We start from the raw sequence: 21,733 nt of genomic DNA, 5'->3' as shown, positions 1-21,733 counted from the left end.
TATGCCGCTCTTTCAAGGCTTCAAGGACCACCTTGGTCTTGAACTTCGGGGTGAATTTTCTTCGTGTCATATTCAGTAAATTTAATGATTAAACTTACTGCCCTAATTTTTGGGGTATCTACAACATATCCAATCCCCAGTTTTTGGACATCTACGCACCCATGGAGGGTTTTGTGGTCAACGGCGGGTTTAAAATTCGATTATGAGCTTGGGTCAGCAACCAAACCCATTAAATGAACCTAAAAAAATACTGGGGAATAAGGATGCTTGGCCCAAGGCGATTCCAAATCTGACCTATGGAACGGTATTATGTTGTCCCTTGTCCGACAAATCGTTTTCGGGCTTATCTTTCGGGGTTGGATTGTAGGGCAAAGACAACGTTCGAACGGCGCAAGGCAAACTTACACCGTCAAAGTTTAAACCTATATCACATTCTATCAATATAGTATATTTTCAAATCCTATAGTATCAATAATTCATTTGACAGTTTGACCGTGGGGCCGTATCTGTTGCTTTTACGTTTTAATGAAGAAGACATTTGTATCCGTACATCACAAACGGAAGGCGAAATATAAACGCCATCAATTGGGATCTTGGCAGCTTTCAGAAAAGGAATAAATCACACTAGAAGCACTATTGGTCCCTACGGCCCAAGTGATTGTCTTTAGCTGAAAAGTTGCACTAATTTCTTGTTGGCCAATAGAACAATGGAGCAAATAGCAGTGAGAAAAAAACAGCCCCAAGGACAACATGCAAAAGGGAGAGGGAGTGATGGTAATATCTGCTCAGGCCATAACCCGTCATACTACCATAAAGGACCATGGCATGGAGAACATAAATGGACAATGTATTCCGGCCAATATCAAGGAAAATTTTTTGGTTCAGCAAGTTTCTCAAACAAATGAAAATGGCAAAGACCAAAAGAACCAGAACTAGACGGGCAAATAGGTAGCTGTCGTCAAGTGCACTATGAAAAAACCGCATATTGGTCAGGTTTCCAAGATACTATACGAATCCATAGGATTGCAAGATTAGCAGTGTACCAAGGGACAGCTCCCATTTTGCATGTCCATAGGAGAGCGTCTCCAGATACTGAGTGCCATCATTAGGGGATGACAGGGCCCAATACCGGACCGACCCCATATAGCGTGTGAAACGGGATTGAAACAGGAATGCTTTGTGTTGTTGCAGGCGTATTTGATAACGAAAAAAATGGAGGTCAACCATCAGGAACACCGGATATATCAATTTTCCAAAAATCCTTTTTCCATCATATCAAAAAAGACCTTGCCCCAGTGCCTATACCAATCCGGGCCCTAAAACAGGGAAAAAACCTATATAGGTCCTTTTGATAAGCTTCCACGGTCAAGGCGGGTCATTGCTTCCCTCTTACATTTAGTTTCCGGGCACTTTCCAAGTTGCCTTTGTATATGTTCAAATCCTGACCATACAAGAAACCCAAGTCAATCCAACACTTCTGAAAGGGATGTATCCATCAAACTAAAGCGTTAAAAATGCCAGGACGGACAAACAAACCGAAATGAGAAAAGTGGTTGAATTGATGGTGCCGTATAACAAATTATGAGCCAATTTCCCTATAAGTTTCATGGAAGGGTCATAATAGTTGTATTGATGTTTATCAATCATGAGGTATCTATAAAACCCTCTAAGGGATCCCACTATGAAGTGAATCAGAATGAACTTTGTAATCATGGTCTCCATGTTCATATCCGAGGATCATTTATCTGTTTTGATAACATCGCCCACACCTATAAATGGAATGGCGCCTGCACCCGTTACCCGGGGTAAGATCCCGTTCCATTTTTCTATGGCCTTTAGGTTTGCCTCTATTTTCCTGAGTTCGATCAGGTCGGGTGAAATATTCATTTTTTGTAGCCGTAATGCCTCTGCTTCAGCTGTTGCTGCAGCAATGGTCTGTTCGGCTTCGACCTTTATCCTGTCCAGGTCCCTTTTGGCCTTCAATGCATTTTGTTCAGCGGTTTGTTTTGCCTCTATGGCATCGGTAAAGGTCTGGGAAAAACTGAATGAGATGATCGAAAAGGCATCAACCGATATGTTTGATGCGAGCAATCTTGAAGTAAGGGCTTCTTGCATTTCCGAGCTTACCGAAGGTCTTTTGGTAATCAATTCCTCTGCGGTATACTTGGCCGACACCGCTTTCATGACCTCTTGAATGGCTGGGTCGATGATACGTTCCTTAAATTCCACACCGATGGTCTGATACACCAAATTGGCTTTATCGGGTATGATATGATAGTTAAGTGCAACGGACAAATCCACATCCTGAAGATCAGAGGATGAGGAAGCGGCATCGGTCATAATCTTTTGGATCTTTACATCCATGGGGATCACGGTCTGTACTATGGGTATTTTGAAGTGGATCCCTTCATCCAATACCACGTCCTGTACCGCTCCAAAATTCTGGACAATACCTCTTTCACCTGCACCGATCTGTACCCATGGTTTAAATAGGAAAAGGAACACCACTAACGCAACACCGATGATCAAACCTCTCCATTGCCTTTTTTTCAGTACATTTTTTATCTCCCTCAAAGGGTCATTATCCATAATAATTGTGTTTAATTGCAAAGATGGGTTTTAGCATCCCCAATATGTTATACCTGATCGGTAAGGTCTTACATAAATCACACTATGTCAAGCCTTGGTACATGGCCCTTTCCCATATTCCGGTAACCAAAAAATCCAGAATTGTGAAAGAAAAGGTGAATCCGATAGAAAAGGGATTATGGGAATTTGGCCTTTGGCGAAAGACCATTCCTGGAACAAAGAGTGTTTTAAGCCCCTCCGAAGCGTTTCGGGAGCGTTTTATCATTATCTGGCATTATGGACTTTACAGCACTTTGCCGGTACGGGGACAATTTCAAAATCTTAGGCCATTAAATAGTCCACATCACCCATTTTATCTGTCTTAGCGCCATGTTAAACCCATCCCTTTTATGTAAAGCTTAGACTATCTTTACATGCTACATCCAAGTGTTTATAAGGGAGCGTTTTGCCCCCATCACAGGTAGATAAATAGAGAAAGAGTTATGAAGCCGAAAAAGAAAGTGCCCCAGGAAAACAGTCCGAGCATTGACAGACCGATAAGTCGTCATGAGAGCTGGAAAAGCCATCGAAGGCACACTGCACCGATGCTAATGCGTTTTTCTTAATACCATAAATCGTAAAGAGGGCTTTCGCCCTCTTTTTTGTGGAATATATTCTTGTCCAGCACATCCATTTTCCTAGTGTATCCTGACATAATTTAGGTTATGGTACCATACATGGCATATTCCTTTTCTTTTCCAATGGCCCACATGACATTGCCATAATCAAAATGCCAATATTCTTTCAGATCACACACAAAATCTTCATCTTCAAACAATCCGATCAACAGCGCCCTATTCTTCTTCGCTTCAGGGCCAATGCCCGGGTGGTAGGGGTAACATTGCTTTGAGAGCTTGATTTCCAGACCAGTATTCGTTCCAAAGTCCATGACACAATCTTGAACGGCATCATAGATCAATGCATCTATTGCACCGCCTGTGGTATGCATTGACTTTTGGGGCGGAGCAATAAAATGGCTGACCATCTCTTCGATCTCATCCGAAGGTTTTTTAGGATACATTCTTTGCATCCGTTGAAAGGATATGAATTTGGTTTCCCAAAGTAGTTGTTGGTGCTCAAAGGACCTCCATGCGGAGCGAATGATCAGAATCTTGTTCTGTGCGCCCAACTTTCGACTTATTCGGGCTATTTTTTCGATCATATCCTCCCGGACCAGATATTGATAATCATCCATGAACGAAGGTTCAAAAATCAAATCAAGACCTGTCGCTTTTAAACTTTTAAGGGCGGTGTGATTTTCCCGGATCGGAATGGTCGGGACCAAGATCTTGTTTCGGGCATCTTTGGCTTCCACGGCTTCACAATACTTCTTGGCATTTTTGATAGTTGACATGGTTTTTTGTTATATGTATAGAATTCAGCCCTCTCAAGAGGGCATTGTAGTCAAGGTCGAATGTCACGGTATCCCCCACTGTTAAATTTGCCTTATTGTTATCCACCACAATATGATCGCTACTTGCCCCTAAAATGGTTACCTCTTGTTTTGGTACAATTCCGGAAACCAAAACATCCTGTTGGCCAATGCCCAAAATGGCCCTGCTCATTAATCCAATATCTTTAAAACAGGGGATTTCACCGTTCATGTTTTGATAGGCTTTACCATAAGGCATGGAAGGTTTTTGTTTTGCCTCTATAACCTCGGTCACAAGGGTAAATATATCGGTGAAAAGCCCAGGGATGGGTTCCCTGCAAAGTGCTTCCCTACCCAGAAAAATGGATTCGCCCAAACGCAAACTGTTAATTCGGCCCAGTTTTTTTGACGATTTGAACCAACGGTAGTTTGCGGAGTTCCCCCCGGACACAATGTCCAGGCAAATATTGAACTTGTTTTCTAAATGTACAGCTATGGAGGATAGCTTGGCCATGTTATCAGGGTCAGGTGCTATTCCACCAAAACAGGCAAGGTTTGTGCCGATTCCCACCAAAACAATTCCTTTCAAGCCAACCACTTCCCGTACTATATCTTCCATTTCAGAAGGCATGATCCCTTCACGCAGATCTCCAAGTTCCACCATTAGGATCACTTCATGGATACTATGATTTTTCAAGGCATGCTTTGAAAGTTCCTTGAGCACTATGAGTTCCGAATTCAAGCTGATATGGGCATGGGTGACCACTTTCTCCACTTGGCTGAGTGCGGGAGACCTCAGCAACATGTACTGTGCCCTTATACCGGCTTTACGCATTCTCAATATGTTATCCAATCTGGAGTCCGCAAGGATCTTGATGCCGTTGTCCACCAAGATCCCAGCGATGGTCGGATCTCCACCAATGACCTTGGTTACACCTATTATCTTGATGCCCTTGGAACCATATAGTGTTGTCAATTTTTGGACGTTATGTGCAATTTTCGCAGAATCGATATCTATTCTCGGAAGGTTCAAACGGATACCGATTCCCTTGCAAGCTCCGGAAATGTCCGGAGCAATGCTTTTACCAATTTATCGCACCCATACTTCAAAACATCTGTGACGGGCAAATTAAATTCGGATTCATATCGCTTAATGAATTGGCTTATTTCGGCATTGTCCATCTTTTCATGATTAATGGTAATAGCTATGATTCTGGCCTTGGAGAACATCTCTATCATTTCGATCTCACCTACCAGCCCCAATATTGGAATTTTCGGATAATCACAATAGCTTTTTCGCTTGGGGGGGTGTTGTAAAATAATGGCATCGGGCATTGCACCTCGAAGGATGGCGCTTGAAGAGGTAAATGCGGGATGGCTCAACGCCCCTTGACCTTCCACTACAATGATATCGGGTTCCTCTTTCTCACAGGCATTCAGAATGGCATGCTCAACTTCTCCCGTGGCAAACCCAGAGGTCAGTACGTCCACTGCCACCCCATATTCGGAACCTTGGAGGAGGCCCGTTTGACCAGTGGTGACAAAAACGGCATTCAAACCTTCATTCCGAAGCGCCTCCACCAAAAACAAGGCAGTGGTTCTTTTGCCGACCGCACAATCAGTTCCCATGACCGTTACGATCGGAACCTTTATGTATTGGATATGTCCAGTAAAATTGTGGAGGTTTTCACGTGCGGGCGGCTTTCGCACATCTTGGATGGCCACTCCATATTCATGGGCCATCTTGGAAAATTGCGGGTCATCGCTAAAAAATTCAGGAAGGCCATTAACAATGTTCATCCTATTTTTGATAGCCATAAAGATAACCTCTCTTTGTTCATTGCTTAAAAACGAAGCGAGTGGTGCGATACCATAGATAAAGTATTTTGGGATCCTGCCCAATTCTTCCAATGCACTTTCAATGCTCTTAAAAATTGGAATTGTGTTTTTAACGCCATCAAGATACTCTCCTGCATCTTGTCCGGCTTTGGTACTGTCCACTACCCCAACAATGGCATACTTTTCCGATTGCCTAATGAGTCCATTGGCCACTTTGCCGTCTATGCTCCCAAATTCACTTTCACAATAAACCAATGCGCTTTCTTTCATAATGTCAGTTGTTCAACTTTAATAGTAGATAGAGTACCTATATACGGTCTAAGCTCGCTATCGAAATAAACCAGTTCATTTGCGGTAGGGTCGTTGTGGATGGCACAGTAGTAGACCTTTCGGACATACAATCGCACAACAAGTGTGACACAGGGCCTAACCTTGGCAAAAACGAGATCTCCTTTTTTGTATCTATTTTTCATGGTCTTCCTTCTTGGTCCCACTTGTTTTTGAATCTTTAAATTCGTCAAAGTGTTCATTCATTTTGGATCGTGGTACAGATCATTTTGAACTTATGGTTTGCTTCAATGGAACTGGAAGTGTATGCAGGGATAAGTATGGAATCCCCACGCTGCATAAAAGTGGAATTACCTTTTATGACCAACTCTGCCTTTCCTTCAATGATATGTATGAACCGAACAAAAGGGGATTCATTATGGGACAACACCTTTCCAAAATCAAATGCGAATGCCTGTATGATACAGCTGTTCTGGACACTTATGTTTTTTACCACGATGGCATTGGAATTGAACTCCAGTATATCGGCTAGGTTAAATGTCTTGGATTCCTCAAACTCACCCTTTTCCATAATTAAATAATTTAAGATTGGTCCCTTCCTGCTATTCCGACCTATTTTTGGCGTTGCGCTTGGCCCATTTGGCCGCTTTTTTTTCTTTAGGGGTTTTTGAGGGCGGTGTTTTTCCCGACTTTGGCTTTCCTTCTTTTTCTTTTGACATGAATTATATTTTTAATTGATATGGAATATATATTTTATTGTACAGCAAGGAGAAAAAGCATTGCCAAGTAGACGATGAAAAGGATAAGACATTTTCGCATCAGGGTATTGATTTAAAAGTGCTGGGCGCTATCCTGTGCTTGGGATTTCATAAAGCCAAGACCGTGGAGGCCATTGCCCTTTGGGGAGTTTGGCGCTGAGGTTGAAAAGGGCAGTGTTTTTTAGTTCCTGCCCTTTTCTGAGCCTCTGACAAAAATTCAGAAGCATTTACCGACCAATTAAACAAGTACTGTTGTTAAACTGAAAGTTTTTCCTTTTTCCGTGAATGCTTTCATCTTCCTTGGCATTAAATAAACCAGGGCAAATCCTTGTCCATTTTTTGTCCTTCCTGGATCTGCCCGCTTCTTCCATTATAAAACATGGGTCTAAAGAAACGCCTGATCTTTTCAAGGGTCACATGTGTAAAATTCTTCTCTTTCATAATATACAGGTCATCACTGTTTTTTTAGTAGAAATGAACAATACAAAGATGGTGCATACATTTAGGGAGTCCACAACACAAATCTTTATAAATCTTACATATATCCTAGGTGGTGGAATCTGGATTGCATTTTCCAAAACAAGATGACCACAGACATAGCCTGATCCCATAGGGTTCGAACCCGTTGCCGTTCCCTTCTCGAAAACCCGTGGTTGTACCTGGAGAAATTTGTAGCGCCCCTCAAATCCGATTTTTGTATACACCTTTGTATTCATGGCTTAAAAAGAGTGGTGTTTCCATTAAATTATCGTATATTTCATAGAACTCCATTTGGAAAGAAAGGGTCAGGTCAAAAATCTCATTTATCAGTGGATTTTCTGTTTCTTCATTTTACATGGCCCTATTGCTCTTATCAGCAGAAGGTACGTTGAAATTCGCTCCTGATGTTTGCATGATTCCCACAAAGGGTCGTATAAAACACCCAGTAACGTACACATTGCTTCGCTTGCCCTAGAACTACAAACACAAAAACAATGTTGCTATATATAAAATACATGGTAAGCCTGCGCTGTAAAATGGCAGTAAAGGAGGAACTCAAAAAACTCGGCATCCATTATGTCAATGTAGACCTTGGAACCATAGAGATCTTGGAAGATATCACCGATCTTCAAAGAGAGCAGTTACGTGAAAGCCTTATGAAATCCGGCCTAGAGCTTCTTGACGACAATAGGAAGATCATCATTGAAAAAATCAAGGCGGTGATCATCGAAATGATCCACTATTCAGATGAACTGCCCAAAGTGAACTACTCTGACTACATCAGCGAAAAATTGGGATATGACTATACCTATTTGGCAAACACGTTTTCGGAAGTAAAGGGGATTACCATTCAGCAATTCATAATCATGAACAAAATAGAAAGGATAAAGGAACTTTTGCTGTATAATGAGTTGAACCTGACCGAAATATCCTATTTGCTGCATTACAGTAGTGTCTCACATTTATCGAACCAGTTTAAAAAAATCACGGGGCTGACCCCTTCCTTTTATAAAAAATTGAAAAAGAAACGCCTTAAGAACCTGGAGGACATCTAATCCTTTTTGGAAAAAGGAACATTATCCGGACAGTATTCGCGGTATACCACCGAAGCTACTCCGGCTCCTAAAAATCCCTTGATAAATGTGGGAAAACTGTAACTATTCCCGTTTCCCGTGTAATACATTATCCTTAGAAATGACGCACCTTTATTCAGGTGGCAGGAAGGAATGTAAAAACGCATAACCCTCCTCCCATAAAACTTTGGATATGGAAAATATAGAGGTCGAAAAATCAAAAGTCTTCATCATTGTCGAGATCATTGAATACGTTCCCAATGCAGTGGTCATCAAGACCATCATAAAAAAAACCACTGGAAATGTCACTGCGGTATCTTTTGACTCAGGTGAAAACCTAACGGAAAAAACATTGCCATTCGATACGTTTATCCAAATCATAGAGGGCAGGGCCGAAATCTTGATCGAAGACCATTCGCATACCTTGGAGACCGGACAGGCCATTATCATCCCTGCCCACTCCAAAAATGTCATAAAGGCCAACGAACGGTTCAAAATGATCTCCACTATCATTAAAAGTGGTTATGAGTAGCCCCATCTTGAAAAAAGCCATCAACGAACAACATTAAACTAGTCTGACATGTATACGTATCCCATGATTATCGTTCCCGTATTGATCATCCTATTGATAGGGATTAAAATCGTTCGCCCCACCCAAAGGGGCCTGATAGAAAGATTGGGGAAATACTCAGGTTTTGCCGGTCCCGGTTTCCATTGGATCATCCCGATCGTTGACCGTATGTTCATTGTCAACGTTACGGAGCAAATGGTGGATGCGCAGCCCCAAGAGATCATCACCAATGACAACTTGAATGCCAGCGTGGATGCCCAGGTATATTTTAGGGTGAAGGATGACGAAGAAAGTGTTAAGGGATCTATCTACAATGTAAACGATTATAGGTATCAAATCGTAAACCTTGCCCGTACAACGCTCAGGAACATCATTGGTACCTTGACCTTAAAATCCGCCAATAGTGAGCGGGGAAAGATCAATGCGGACCTATATAAAACACTCCACACGGAGACCATGGGTTGGGGCATTGAGATCGTGAGAACGGAGCTAAAAGAAATTGACCCACCCAAGGATGTACAGGAAACCATGAACAAAGTGGTAAAGGCGGAGAATGAAAAAATCGCGGCCGTGGATTCGGCCACAGCTGCGGAAACTGTGGCAGATGGTATAAAAAGGGCCAAAATAAAAGAAGCCGAAGGATATAAACGGGCCAAGATATTACACGCCGAGGGGGAGGCCGAAGCAATAAAGCTCGTGAACGAGGCGGCCGACAAGTTTTTTATCGGCAACGCTCAGATCCTTAGAAAGCTGCAAGCTGTGGAAACTTCCTTACAGACGAACACCAAAATAGTGGTTCCCACGGGCAGTGAACTGGTAAACATTATCGGTGAAATGGCCGGAGCGGTACTTCCGATCACCCAAAAATCCAAAATGGAATAAACCCGATAGTTCAATGAAAACACTCAAAACCATGGAGAAAAAGAACATCTTGGTCATCGTTGCACATCCCGACGACGAGACCTTGTGGTGCGGTGGCACCCTACTGATGTATCCAGGGCATCATTGGTTCATTGCCTGTCTATGCAGAAAAAATGACCGTGATCGCGGCCCAAAATTTAAAAAAGCCCTTGCCATTTATAACGCTGAGGGCTGTATGGGCGATCTGGACGATGGTGAGGAGCAAAGACCCTTGAACAAAAATATGGTAAAGAAGGCCATCTTGGACCTACTTCCCGAACGGAAATTCGATCTTGTCCTAACGCACAGTCCTACAGGTGAATATACACGGCATTTGCGTCATGAAGAAATAGGAAGGGCCGTAATCGAATTGTGGAACGAACAAAAAATTTCCACGGATCAGTTATGGAACTTTGCCTTTGAATACGGATACAGAAAATACTATCCCCAGGCGATAAAGGATGCAAATATCCATCAAGCGCTTCCAAAAACCATTTGGAAGGAAAAGTACCGGATAATCACTGAGGTGTATGGATTTGAGAAAACAGGATTTGAAGCAAAGACAACACCCAAGGAAGAGGCCTTCTGGAAATTTGAAAACCGGATAGATGCCCAAAAATGGCTGGAGCACGAGGGAATTCAACAGCAACCCACTTAAGATTCAGGAAATGAAAGTTCTGGTCCTTTACGATTATCCACCTTCTCCCGGTGGTCTTGCCACGCAGGGCGACCTGCTTTATCGTGGGCTTCTGGAACTTGGAGTGGACGCACATGCGGTCCATTTTGAGTCGGCACAGGAAAAAGAATGGTATTACAGATGGTTCGAGCCCGATGTGGTGGTGGGCATTGGTTATTGGGGCCATACCCCCCACTTGGTACTGCACCCCCAGCGCTATGGCATTGTGCCCATACCTTGGTTGGTTGCCGATGGTTACATTGCCAACTATCAAGAAGTCCTGAACGATCTGCCCCTGATCCTGGTAACTTCAAACTGGGTCAAGGAAATGTATGTAAGGGATGGCATCAAGGCCTCAACTATCGAGGTGTTGCCCGTTGGTTGTGATACCACATCTTTTGTCCCTTTTGACAAAAATGACCCTAAAATTGTGGCGGTACGTGAATCATTGGGCATTCCCCCGGACCAATTAATGATCTTGACCGTTGGTGGTGATGCCGCTTCAAAAGGTGCCCAGGAGGTCATGCAGGCCCTGGCGATCATTGACGCCAGGGCCCCTGATTGGAAATATGTCTGTAAAGTATGGCCACAACCGAGGACCAAGGCCCAGAACCTCCTAGACCTGGAAATGGCCACCCATTTGGGCATTGAAAAGAATGTCACCTACGCCACCAATACCGTTTCCCGAAATTTCATGCCGTATCTCATTGGCGCATGTGATATTTATGCGGCCCCCTCACGTCTTGAAGGGTTCGGTATGCCCCAAGTGGAGGCGGGAGCTTGCGGAAAACCAGTGATAGGCATCAGGGCCATGGGAATGTTGGACACACTTTTACATGAAAAAACGGCATTTCTCGCCGAGGTGGCACAAAAAATCGTTGTTAAGGAAGTGCTTTTGGGAAAAGAATCTGGCTTTGAAAACAAACACAAAATCGTGTTCGATATTCCCAGAACGGTCGATTACCGGGCCAATGTGCAGGAAATTGCCAAGTATATGCTCCTGCTCATGGGCAATGAACAACTACGGATAGCCATGGGCAGTGCGGCAAGGGAACATGTGGTGGAACATTTTGATTACAGGGTCGTGGCCAAAAAATTCATCCAAATAATACAGGATAAATTAGGTATTGTGTAAATGACCTCGGAAAACAAACAATTCATAAAATCCGCGGAAAGGGCCGCTCTGGAAGTGCTCCTGCACAATTCAAAGGGGCCGTTCCTTGATCTGCCGCGAACAGCCGGTTGGGGATATCCCGAACCCTATACCCGTGACCTTTTGGTTTCCGTCCTGGGGATTGCTGTAACGAACAATGCCGACCTGTTGCAAACTGTACGGCATGTTTTGCTCATGTTGGCCCAAAACCAATCCAAGCGGGGCCATATTCCCTCTCTGGTCCATGATAGGGAAGATCGGGGTGCCAGCGATACCACCCCCTTGTTTCTAATTGCTGTCTATATTTTCAGAAAAGTGGCCCAGGAACCTCTTTTTTTGGAAGCTGCCATCCGAAAGGCCCTTTTATGGATGGAGTATCAAAGTCCGTCCGACCGATGCATCGTGGCACATTTGCCCACCAGTGATTGGCGGGACGAGCAATGGGTGTTGGGCCATGGATTGTTTGTGAACATATTGGCGTACACCTATTTAAAACTGTACGGAAACACCAAGAGGGCCGAACAATTACGGCTCGAAATGGAGCGACCAATCTTTTATCCGGATAAAATGAGCAACAAAGAACCTGAAGGACTGACCATTGACGGTCAACCCTATTACGCCCTATGGTCCTATAAGGTCTATAGTAGCGAGCGCTTCGATCTATTGGGCAACAGTATGGCCATCTTATCGGGTATGGCCTCACCATCAAGGGCAAAGGCCATAATCAAATGGATTGAAACATCATGTTCTTCGATGAGAAAAACAAAGGAACTGTCCATTGACCTCTCCCCTAATTTTTTCCCTTTTATCCGCCCGGGCGATTCGGATTGGGTCCCTAGATACGCTGATTTCAACCAACCTGGAAATTACCACAATGGCGGTATATGGCCCTTTATAACCGGGTTTTACATTGCGGCCCTTGTGGCCAACAAAAACTATGGTCTGGCGGAAAAAAAACTCTTGGCGTTGACCCGGCTTATCAAAAAAGCCAGGAACAAGGAACTTGAATTCGGTTTCAATGAATGGTACAGGGCCCAGGACGGAAAACCCATGGGGCAGGACTGGCAGACCTGGAGCGCATCAAACTACTTATATGCGGCCCGATGTGTGGCAGAAAAAAGGACGCCTTTTTTTGACGTCCCAGGCTAATGGTCATAAAAAGAAGGCACCTTATAAATGGGGTCCAACCGCGATTAAGGACAAAACAGTACATTTATTGTTCCCTTGATAAATCATACATCTTGTTTCCTTATACGGCCTTTATCACTTTTCAAATACCTTCCATATCATTTGATCGACCAAAGCATTACCGTAATTTCCTTCCAATTTGCTTTTTATATCCCAGACGTTCTGTATGTCCCGTGCCCTATGATCTTCCACATCCATTTATGCAATGCCATTGCATGATCACGGGACGATCTTAACATTATTGGTTATGCCCCTTACACCGGACAGAAAACACACAGCACTTTCCGCGGCCTCTTTTTGGTGGTTCCAGGGGAGCTCACCCTCCAATGTGACCCAACCATCCTCAACGTTTACGGTCAACCCATCATGGGGCACACACGGATTGGACATCAATATTTTCAAGACTTTTCCGCCCATTTGCCCATTGGCGTTTTTGAAGGCGTCCCTGAACTCCACTTGGATGTTCTTTACCAATGTCTTGACACCAATAACCGTACTGGCCGCATTTTCTGCATCCAATTTTTTTGCGCAGCTATCCACGGTGCCAAAAAGGGAAACAACGCCATGGTCGGCAGTAACCCCGATCTGATCGGCATGCAACAGGGGCTGCCGTTTAATGGCATTTTGAACATCCATCCGCAATGTTGCATTACTTTTCATGATCAACCGATTATTTCGTGTAGGAATCACTTTCCACAACCTGATAAAGGTCGAACATTGCATCGGTAGTGCCATTATACACCAACGGAAAGCAATTACATAAATCACACATGGATTTTCTTGTGGGATCCCGTGTTCCGTATTAAGGTCAAAAATGGAACCCAAAAAAAGGAACTACCCAATCCCCCATTTTTCAAGCGCGGCACAAATCTGTGATTTATGCAACTATACTCCTTTTTTATTCAACTTTTTTTTATTGATTTTCAATATCTTATCCTTGTTTTCCGATGTGGTTTCGGAAAAGCGGATTTCACTAAACCCAAAGAAAATGTCAAAAGGAAACAAGACCCCTTCAAAATCAAACAAACCAAAACTCGCACTGAACCTAAAGAAAATAAGTGCACACAGGGATACCAAAACAAGCATTGTAAATAGAAACTATAAGGGGCGCATCCTATAGAGGGGTTGCCCCCTTGCTCCAACAAAATCCCATCCAAGATGAAGCTAGCCTATATCGGCACCTATCCACCACGTGAATGTGGTATTGGCACGTTTACCCAAAACCTTGCCCACTCCATGTTGAAAAACGGCAAGGGGGTCAAAGAAATTATGGTTTTCGCCATGAACGACCATAACCAGGACTATCACTATCCACCCGAAGTAAAATTGAGCATCAACCAAGAACAACAGACCGATTATCTGGAAGCCGTCAACTACATTAATCTCAGTGGGGCGGATGCGTGCATACTTGAACATGAATTTGGCATATATGGAGGTCTGGGCGGAGTCTATATCCTGCCCCTCCTACACCGCCTGAACATCCCGTTAATCACAACCTTGCATACCATTCTGGAAACACCATCCTATAATGAAAGGGCCATCTTAAAGGAAATTTGCAAAATGTCCGATAAAATTGTGGTAATGAGCCGTAAGGCCATCCACTTTCTTGTAGAGCTATATGATGTGCCCGAAGAAAAAATAGTACTTATAGAACATGGTGTCCCGGACATCCATTATGATAAGGAGGAGTCGAGAACGGAATTTAAACTGAATGAAAAGAAGTTGCTCCTGACCTTTGGCTTCATCGGTCGCAATAAGGGCATTGAAACCGTGATCAGGGCCTTGCCACAAATCATTGAAAAGCATCCTGAAGTTTTGTACATCGTCTTGGGAAAAACGCATCCCAATGTGTTGCGACATTCGGGGGAAGAATATCGAAATTATCTCCAGGTCCTTATAAAGTCACTGAAACTCAATGAGCATGTATTGTTGCTCAATGAGTTTATAGATGAAAATGAGCTCTTTAAATATCTTTCTGCCTGTGATATTTACATCACCCCCTACCTTAGTGAGGCACAGATCACCAGTGGCACACTTTCCTATGCCATGGGTGCGGGTTGTGCCGTAGTCTCTACCCCCTATTGGCATGCCGCGGAATTGCTTGTGGAAAACAAAGGGCGCCTTTTTGATTTTTACGACTCTGATGGCCTGTCCGAAGTTTTAAACGAATTACTGGAAAATCCAGAAAACCTGCACGAGATCCAAGAAAATGCAACGGAATATGGGCAAGACATCACCTGGCCCAAAATCGGACAAAAATATACCGATCTAATAACACAGGTACTATCGAGACCCAAGGAGCCCTTGCCAAAGAAAGAAAACGTCATAGATCCTTTGCTGTTGCCCCCATTTTCCCTGGTCCATATCAAAAGATTGACCGATGACACCGGTATTATCCAACATGCAAAATTCGGGATTCCGAACTTAAAGGAAGGCTATTGTCTGGATGATAATGCCCGGGCGCTTTTAATGGTCTGTATGACCTATAAACAGAAAAAAGATCCACTTGCCCTGGAATTCATGCCCGTATATTTGAGCTATATCCATTACATGCAGAACAAGGACGGCACCTTTCGGAATTTTCTGAGCTTCAACCGTAATTTTTTGGATGAAAAAGGTTCTGAGGATTCCTTTGGCCGAACCATTTGGGCCCTGGGATATCTTTTGGCAAATGCGCCCAACGATGCCTATTATCAAACAGGCAAATTGGTTTTTTTCGATGCCGTTCCCTATTTTGACAGTATCAAATCCATAAGGGGGATTGCCAATACCATGATCGGGATCAGCCATTATCTCAGGACGAATGCTTCCGATGATGCCATGAAAGGGACCTTGCATAAGTTGGCCAATATACTGGTTTCCCATTATGATCAAAACCATACAGAAGATTGGAAGTGGTTTGAGTCACTTCTGGCGTATGATAATGGTATTTTACCCTTGGCACTCCTACACGCGGCGGAAGTTCTGGAGGACGGGGATATTTCCAAAGTAGCCTTTGACACCATGGATTTTCTTACCGAACATACGATGAAGGATGGTTATTTATCCATCATCGGAAACAAGGATTGGTATGTAAAGGACAAGGAACGTTCCATGTTCGCACAACAGCCCATCGATGCCGAGGCCATGGTGCTAATGTACCATCAAGCTTATGTATTGACGGGTAATCGTGATTTTCTGAAAAAATTGTTCACCTCGTTCATGTGGTTTTTGGGCGAAAACGATATGCGTATGAGTCTGTATGATTTTGAGACCAAAGGGTGCTGTGATGGTTTTGAAAATTATGGGGTGAACCGAAATCAAGGGGCCGAAAGTTCGTTGGCCTATCTTATCTCACATTTAACCGTACTGCAGGCCTATGAAGAGTCTTTTCAATCTAAGGAAAATAAGGGTTCAAATACTAAAAAACTGGTGACAAATACATTGTAACATATAAAAAAAGGGGTTTTCGGTCTTGGCTTGGGACCTACACGCACAGCATATGTCCCTAATATGAGGTAGTCTTGGTTCCACCAAAGTTTTGGCAAAAGCCCATTGGAAACTCATCCGTTTTACCTGTGGTGATGCCATCAATACTGAAGTATAAAAAAAGGGCTTTCGCCCCCTTTTTTAATTGTTATCAAGAAAACCGTATTAGTTTCAACAAAGTATGTCTTCGTTGGTTCCTCCAGCTCGCGTGGCGGCTCAATATTTTCTCAAAACTAGTTTTAACATCGTTTCGCAATCTTTTTTCATGTTTCATTTATTTCTATTTACTTCTTGTGATGGGGCAATAATACCTTTATCTACACTCAATATGACATTAATAAATCAGAAGTGACCCATCTTTGGCAAGAGTTTAACGTATTGTAAATGAAATAATTACGAATAAATGCTTTTTTGCCAGCAAGGAGTCTAGAGATGTCTCTTCTAAGGATACTATCTTCTTAAATACAATACACCGTACTTCTCTCAACCTGCGCTTAAAAGAGCTCTTGGAGGCTTAAAAGTCCATCATGATTTTAAATAAGCTTTCGCGTGGTGGTCAAGGATATTGTCAAAAATTAAATCGATTACCTATATAATTAAAAGAATCATTATCCTTTATCAAGATTCTTTTCATGCTTTATGAAACTGAAGTTATGATATTTTGTTTATCGGTGTTTTTGAAAAATAAAGCAGTAAATTACTTTCTACATTTTTAATTGAGGGAAGCCTTACTTTTTAACGCTTTAAATAATGCAGCCATTTCCACTACGGCATAGGTAGCGGAATAATCCGATACGGCATAGGGCAGAATCAAACTGTCATTATGGATGATAGATCCGCAAGAATAGACCACGTTGGGTACATAACCTTCCCGTTCTTCCTCCAAGGGCATTAACAAAGGTTCTTCCAAACGGCCCATCTCTTTTGACGGGTCCTCAAGATCAAACAAAGAAACGGAGATACAATACCTTCTCATGGGCCCTACACCATGTGTGATGACCAACCATCCGTGTTCGGTCCACAAAGGGGACCCGCAATTTCCTATTTGTGTAAATTCCCATGGAAACCTTGGTTTTTGAAGGAGGATGGGGTCGTTCCATAACGTTGCCCTATCTGAATACATGAGATAGTTGTTCACACCATCGATCCTGGAAAGCATCGCGTATTTCCCCTTGATCTTTTTGGGGAAAAGTGCCAGGTTCTTGCCTACGGCACCATTTCCATGCAAAGGCATGATCCTGAATGTATAGAAATCATCCGTAGAAAGAAGTTTTGGCAATATGGCATGGCCGTTATAGGCGGTATAGGTGGCATATACCTTTTCGGTGCCATCATTTTCAACAAAGCGGACAAAACGGGCATCTTCGATCCCCTTGCTTTCCGAATCCGAAATAGGGAATATAACGCGTTCGCTCAAATCGGAATCATGCTCAAACGCGATGTCGTAATAGGAATCCACCAGCCAGGTAATTTCTTCAAGTGCCAACCTTTTTTCAAGACTAATGGCCGTGTCGTCCATTACTTTCCTTACCGCGTTCTTTAGCACGTAATACTCGAATTTATCTGGCAGGTCCTCCATGATACTTTTTGAATACTTTATGGGGATGTGCATCTCCCGCATCTTTTTCACAAATCGTCCTTTATCATAGAGTTTCTTATGGGAGATTTCTGCCATGTCGATCGAATTGCCTACACCCATCAAATGCAGGTCGTTGTTTTTATCGATTATCCCCCTTCTGAAAACTATGGAAGAAATATGCCCTTCCCCTGTTGCCCGAAACGAAAGGATCACGCGCATTTCACCCTCTTCCAAATAGGACTGGTCAAAATCTTGGATGATGGAGGGATTAAAAAAAGCGGCGGACTCTATGGAATACTCCATGGTAAGGTAAGAACCGATGAGCAATTTTCGTTCCAAGGAAATAGCATCAAAATCCATGTTCATTTGCCCGATGATATTCCTGATGCCATCACAATGTTTATGGAAAAGTTTGGTGATGTTACGGTGCCTACTTGCAAATTCCCTTAGGGTCTGTTCCAAGGATTCCCTTACTTGACTTTCGCTCATCCCGAAGATCAGGGACAGCAAATCCTTGGTCCGTTGTTCCCCGTTCATAAAGGAACGGGCCACCACCCTACTGGCATCTGGCAGAAATTTTACGTGCTTACGTGTTACGGAAACCCTCATAAGTATTGGGATAAATAGTGGGGTAGACTATAAAAAAGATAATGCCCCATTTTAAAAACCTCATGCAATGTATTTGTTTCAGGTTATATTTTCTCAAACACCAACCGATAATGATCCATTATTTCCTTTTCAAAGCATATTTTGTTCGGGCTGATCTTGAAGACGGCCACTTGATGCCTGAATTCCCTGTCCATAACGTATTTGGGAACCAGGGATAGATAAAGCCAATATTTTCTCAGGTTGAACTTCCTGAACTTCTTTCGCCATTGGCCTATGGTCTCAATGTAGTCCAGTCTTCCACTGCTTTTCGAGATCAATTTAAAATTCGGTTCTGCATTCCGTATCACCATTTCAGGTCCATAGGGCAACCATGAACCCGGAAACTCCTTGACCATCAGTGCCATGACATGGGCCGCGGAGCCTTTTTTGGCCTTGACATCCAGTTCTTCATAATCGATCATATTTTTACTGAACGTCATGGTCTGCATATAGAACCTCCCACCTTTTGGCAACAAATTGGCAACGGTCTTAAAAAAGTCACTGTACACTTTCTCTTGTTTTCCTTCTTTCCATTCCTCAACGGAACAGAAATGTTCCAATCCCCCAATGCAGCTAATGGCATCAAACATTCCAAAATCTTCCGGTACGATGTAGCGACAATCCTTCACAAGGACCTTCATTCCATGCTTCTGACAGGCTTCCGCCTGTCCCTCGGACAAGGTCAAGCCTGTGCAAATGCCTCCCCTATCTTGGGAAGCATATTTGATAAAGGGGCCCCAGCCGCAGGCCATGTCCAAGACTTTGCTTCCATATTTAATATATAAGCTATCCGCTATAAACCGGTGTTTTTCCATTTGCGCCTCTTCCAAGGACATTGAAAAATCACCATCGTACTTGGCTCCGCTGTAATCGGCGGTTTCCCCCATGCTCAAACGGAATATCCTGTCTATGGTAGTGTAGGTAAAATCCAAATCCTTTTTATCGGCCATTTCTTTAATTTAAGGTTTAAGTACTCAATTCTTTTGAAGGCATCCTTGGGGTGCCTTTCTTATAATTGCGGTTTTATTTCTTTTCCGCATGTTGGTTTCAGTTAAAAACACTGAAGTTTAAAAAGGATACGGTAGTTTCCCAATTGAATCGTGAAGTGTTCGTAAGCAAGTACTGATCCCTTACCTGTTTTTGGATGTCAAGTACCTGTGTAGGATGCTATGCATGATTTTCTAAAGGTAGTCATTTAACTGGTCCCATGGACAAGGGAACTACTATTCTTTACAATATGCAATTCATTAAATCACAGCAATTTAACATACTTTTTAAAGGACACGTTATAATTAAGCCTACCTTTAGTATCAATCGTCCCGTGCAACGTGCAATCCATTACCGGATTTCATTTTGGTCATGGTTTGGTCCTGCCCCCACGGAAAAACAATGCAATAGTGCAATAAACGGTTTAAGCCACGTTTTTAAGGAATAGCGACCAGGTTATCTGATGTTATTCTTGATGTAAGTATTCGTCTTCATTATAGATATCCCATTTAATTTCCTCACAGTTCCACAAGTTTCAAACAACAACCAAACCTTTGGTTTGCAATAGGGACTCATGATAAAAACGCTTCCATTGCAATGGAAAACGGACAAAGGCTTTAAAAAAAGAACAGTATCAAAAATCCAAAATTTGCGAAAAGAGGAGGATCCGACTTTTCAAGAGCATTAAAAACAAGGGTCAACCAGTATTTTGATTCTAAGGGAATCAGTAAATATGCCAATAAGAGCATGATAGTCAAATCAGTCTTAATGTTATCGCTATTTGTGGTTCCCTTGTTACTCATCAATTTGGGAATGGCCTCAAGTCCCTGGCAACTTTTTCTGCTCTATTTTATAGGAGGACTTGGAATGGCCGGAATAGGAATGGGGATCATGCACGACGCCATCCATGGATCGTATTCACGAAATAAGACCGTTAACCGCTATATGGGGTACACCATGAACCTAGTGGGTGCTAGCTCGGCCGTATGGAGGATACAACACAATGTTTTGCACCATACCTATCCCAACATTAAGGGATCGGACGATGATATCAATGCTCCCTTTTTTCTGAGATTTTCCCCGAATGCCAAAAGATATGCGCTGCACAGGTTCCAATTTATATACGCCTGGTTTTTTTATAGTATATCGACGATTTCCTGGGTCACCACCAAGGATTTTGTCCGCATGAACCGCTATAGGAAAATGGGATTTTTGAACAAGCGCAATGAGTTCCAAAGGGAAATCTCCATACTGATTATGTGGAAGCTTGTCTACTATACCTTCGCGCTCGTCCTACCATTGATCGTGGTCCCCCTAGCTCCCTGGATCATCATACTGGCATTTATAAGTATGCACCTGGTGACCGGATTTTTGATCAGTACGATATTTCAGGTTGCGCACATCATGCCCAGTTTGGAGTTTCCCATGCCTGATGAAAACAATACGGTCGCAGGCGATTGGGCCATGCACCAAATGGCCACAACCACTAATTTTGCGCCAAGGGGTGCCCTCTTCTCATGGTTGATAGGAGGGTTGAACTACCAAGTGGAACACCATCTACTGCCCAACATCTGTCATGTACACTATAAAAATCTATCCCGTATCGTGGCAGAGACCGCCAAAGAATTCGGTATGCCCTACCATTCACAAAAAACCTTTGGCAGTGCTATTTGGAACCATATTAAGATGTTGCGCTCCTTGGGAAAAACTGTTCCGGTAAGCACTTAACGGACACGTATTCCCTATTTTGGTGTACCCTGACAGCATTCGGGTTGGTCTGAATTCCAGTTGATTTCCATTCCATGCTGAAATGCACACAAAATGGTAAAAAAACAACAACCTTCCTAGACTCCAATCCGTCCCATTGCAAGGCCATCAGGTATAAGCCTGGGTTGTATGGGTTTTTCGATGGGCTTGGATGGGTTTGGTCCAAGGTTCCAATTTTTTGTGGGAATTGCCAAAAGTCTACATTGGTTGTTTCTTCTTTTATCACCCGTTCCAAGAGATTTGTCCTCAATGTACAAGCAATTGGGAAGAATATGGGACCTGCCCCTAGGAAAATGTGTGAATCATGCAACTAATACAGCTTACTGCATAACACTTATCAATGGTTATCGGACCATCT

Annotated in this window: 20 protein-coding genes; 11 read left to right on the top strand and 9 right to left on the bottom strand. The window is 43.1% G+C overall.

From position 1 onward, the window contains the following. Positions 1-750: 750 nt before the first annotated feature. On the top strand, positions 751-936 hold the full coding sequence (locus J0X14_RS16585) for a hypothetical protein (RefSeq protein WP_207098938.1): 186 nt from the start codon (positions 751-753) through the stop codon (positions 934-936). A gap of 801 nt (positions 937-1,737) precedes the next feature. Here J0X14_RS16585 and J0X14_RS16580 read toward each other — a convergent pair. After that, positions 1,738-2,589, bottom strand: a complete 852-nt coding sequence (locus J0X14_RS16580) for a prohibitin family protein (RefSeq protein ID WP_207098937.1) — start codon at positions 2,587-2,589, stop codon at positions 1,738-1,740. Positions 2,590-2,612: 23 nt separating this feature from the next. Between J0X14_RS16580 and J0X14_RS16575 the strand changes: the two genes are divergently transcribed. After that, complete coding sequence (locus J0X14_RS16575; protein WP_207098936.1) at positions 2,613-2,954, top strand: hypothetical protein; 342 nt, start codon at positions 2,613-2,615, stop codon at positions 2,952-2,954. Between the two features lie 332 nt (positions 2,955-3,286). On the opposite strand, the gene J0X14_RS16570 is transcribed toward J0X14_RS16575, so the two are convergent. The 5 genes from J0X14_RS16570 to J0X14_RS16550 are packed head-to-tail and all read right to left on the bottom strand — an operon-like array spanning position 3,287 to position 6,698. Beyond that, positions 3,287-3,982 carry a M15 family metallopeptidase gene (locus tag J0X14_RS16570; protein ID WP_207098935.1) on the bottom strand — a complete coding sequence of 232 codons (696 nt, stop codon included), beginning with the start codon at positions 3,980-3,982 and terminating at the stop codon, positions 3,287-3,289. Continuing rightward, complete coding sequence (locus tag J0X14_RS16565) at positions 3,948-5,033, bottom strand: alanine/ornithine racemase family PLP-dependent enzyme (RefSeq protein WP_262897112.1); 1,086 nt, start codon at positions 5,031-5,033, stop codon at positions 3,948-3,950. Before J0X14_RS16565 ends, J0X14_RS16570 begins: the two co-directional genes overlap by 35 nt. Then, positions 5,030-6,109 carry a DUF1611 domain-containing protein gene (locus J0X14_RS16560; protein ID WP_207098933.1) on the bottom strand — a complete coding sequence of 360 codons (1,080 nt, stop codon included), beginning with the start codon at positions 6,107-6,109 and terminating at the stop codon, positions 5,030-5,032. Before J0X14_RS16560 ends, J0X14_RS16565 begins: the two co-directional genes overlap by 4 nt. Then, a complete protein-coding gene (locus tag J0X14_RS16555) occupies positions 6,106-6,369 on the bottom strand; it encodes a hypothetical protein (RefSeq protein ID WP_207098932.1) in 264 nt (87 codons plus the stop codon). The genes J0X14_RS16560 and J0X14_RS16555 overlap by 4 nt, the downstream gene beginning before the upstream one ends. After that, positions 6,366-6,698, bottom strand: a complete 333-nt coding sequence (locus tag J0X14_RS16550; RefSeq protein WP_207098931.1) for a cupin — start codon at positions 6,696-6,698, stop codon at positions 6,366-6,368. The genes J0X14_RS16555 and J0X14_RS16550 overlap by 4 nt, the downstream gene beginning before the upstream one ends. A 185-nt stretch (positions 6,699-6,883) precedes the next feature. Between J0X14_RS16550 and J0X14_RS16545 the strand changes: the two genes are divergently transcribed. The 7 genes from J0X14_RS16545 (at position 6,884) to J0X14_RS16515 (ending at position 12,887) form a co-directional block, all read left to right on the top strand. Next, entirely contained in the window at positions 6,884-7,045 is a 162-nt protein-coding gene (locus tag J0X14_RS16545; protein ID WP_207098930.1) for a hypothetical protein, read from the top strand. Between the two features lie 814 nt (positions 7,046-7,859). After that, positions 7,860-8,420, top strand: coding sequence for a helix-turn-helix domain-containing protein (locus J0X14_RS16540; protein WP_207098929.1), 561 nt, complete (start codon positions 7,860-7,862; stop codon positions 8,418-8,420). Between the two features lie 211 nt (positions 8,421-8,631). Then, entirely contained in the window at positions 8,632-8,970 is a 339-nt protein-coding gene (locus tag J0X14_RS16535) for a cupin domain-containing protein (protein ID WP_207098928.1), read from the top strand. A 48-nt stretch (positions 8,971-9,018) separates the two neighbouring features. Beyond that, positions 9,019-9,891 (top strand): SPFH domain-containing protein, encoded by an 873-nt coding sequence (locus J0X14_RS16530; RefSeq protein WP_207098927.1) that lies wholly within the window; start codon positions 9,019-9,021, stop codon positions 9,889-9,891. A 13-nt stretch (positions 9,892-9,904) separates the two neighbouring features. Further along, on the top strand, positions 9,905-10,567 hold the full coding sequence (locus J0X14_RS16525; RefSeq protein WP_207098926.1) for a PIG-L family deacetylase: 663 nt from the start codon (positions 9,905-9,907) through the stop codon (positions 10,565-10,567). A 10-nt stretch (positions 10,568-10,577) separates the two neighbouring features. Continuing rightward, positions 10,578-11,720 (top strand): glycosyltransferase family 4 protein, encoded by a 1,143-nt coding sequence (locus tag J0X14_RS16520; RefSeq protein ID WP_207098925.1) that lies wholly within the window; start codon positions 10,578-10,580, stop codon positions 11,718-11,720. Further along, on the top strand, positions 11,721-12,887 hold the full coding sequence (locus J0X14_RS16515) for a glycoside hydrolase 100 family protein (protein ID WP_207098924.1): 1,167 nt from the start codon (positions 11,721-11,723) through the stop codon (positions 12,885-12,887). 258 nt (positions 12,888-13,145) lie between these two features. On the opposite strand, the gene J0X14_RS16510 is transcribed toward J0X14_RS16515, so the two are convergent. Further along, positions 13,146-13,586, bottom strand: a complete 441-nt coding sequence (locus tag J0X14_RS16510; RefSeq protein WP_207098923.1) for a BON domain-containing protein — start codon at positions 13,584-13,586, stop codon at positions 13,146-13,148. 498 nt (positions 13,587-14,084) lie between these two features. On the opposite strand from J0X14_RS16510, the gene J0X14_RS16505 reads away from it, so the two are divergent. Then, complete coding sequence (locus tag J0X14_RS16505; RefSeq protein WP_207098922.1) at positions 14,085-16,355, top strand: glycosyltransferase family 4 protein; 2,271 nt, start codon at positions 14,085-14,087, stop codon at positions 16,353-16,355. A gap of 751 nt (positions 16,356-17,106) precedes the next feature. Here the strand turns inward: J0X14_RS16505 and J0X14_RS16500 are convergent. Continuing rightward, the gene (locus J0X14_RS16500) at positions 17,107-18,582 is read right to left on the bottom strand and encodes a glycoside hydrolase family 130 protein (RefSeq protein ID WP_207098921.1); all 1,476 of its coding nucleotides are present in this window, start codon (positions 18,580-18,582) and stop codon (positions 17,107-17,109) included. Positions 18,583-18,665: 83 nt separating this feature from the next. After that, a complete protein-coding gene (locus J0X14_RS16495) occupies positions 18,666-19,571 on the bottom strand; it encodes an SAM-dependent methyltransferase (protein ID WP_207098920.1) in 906 nt (301 codons plus the stop codon). Between the two features lie 805 nt (positions 19,572-20,376). On the opposite strand from J0X14_RS16495, the gene J0X14_RS16490 reads away from it, so the two are divergent. Further along, the gene (locus J0X14_RS16490) at positions 20,377-21,336 is read left to right on the top strand and encodes a fatty acid desaturase family protein (protein ID WP_242528069.1); all 960 of its coding nucleotides are present in this window, start codon (positions 20,377-20,379) and stop codon (positions 21,334-21,336) included. Positions 21,337-21,733: the final 397 nt, after the last annotated feature.

It is taken from the genome of Allomuricauda sp. CAU 1633 (genome assembly GCF_017313225.1).
GTDB lineage: Bacteria > Bacteroidota > Bacteroidia > Flavobacteriales > Flavobacteriaceae > Flagellimonas.
This window is presented reverse-complemented; position numbering and strand designations above follow the sequence as displayed.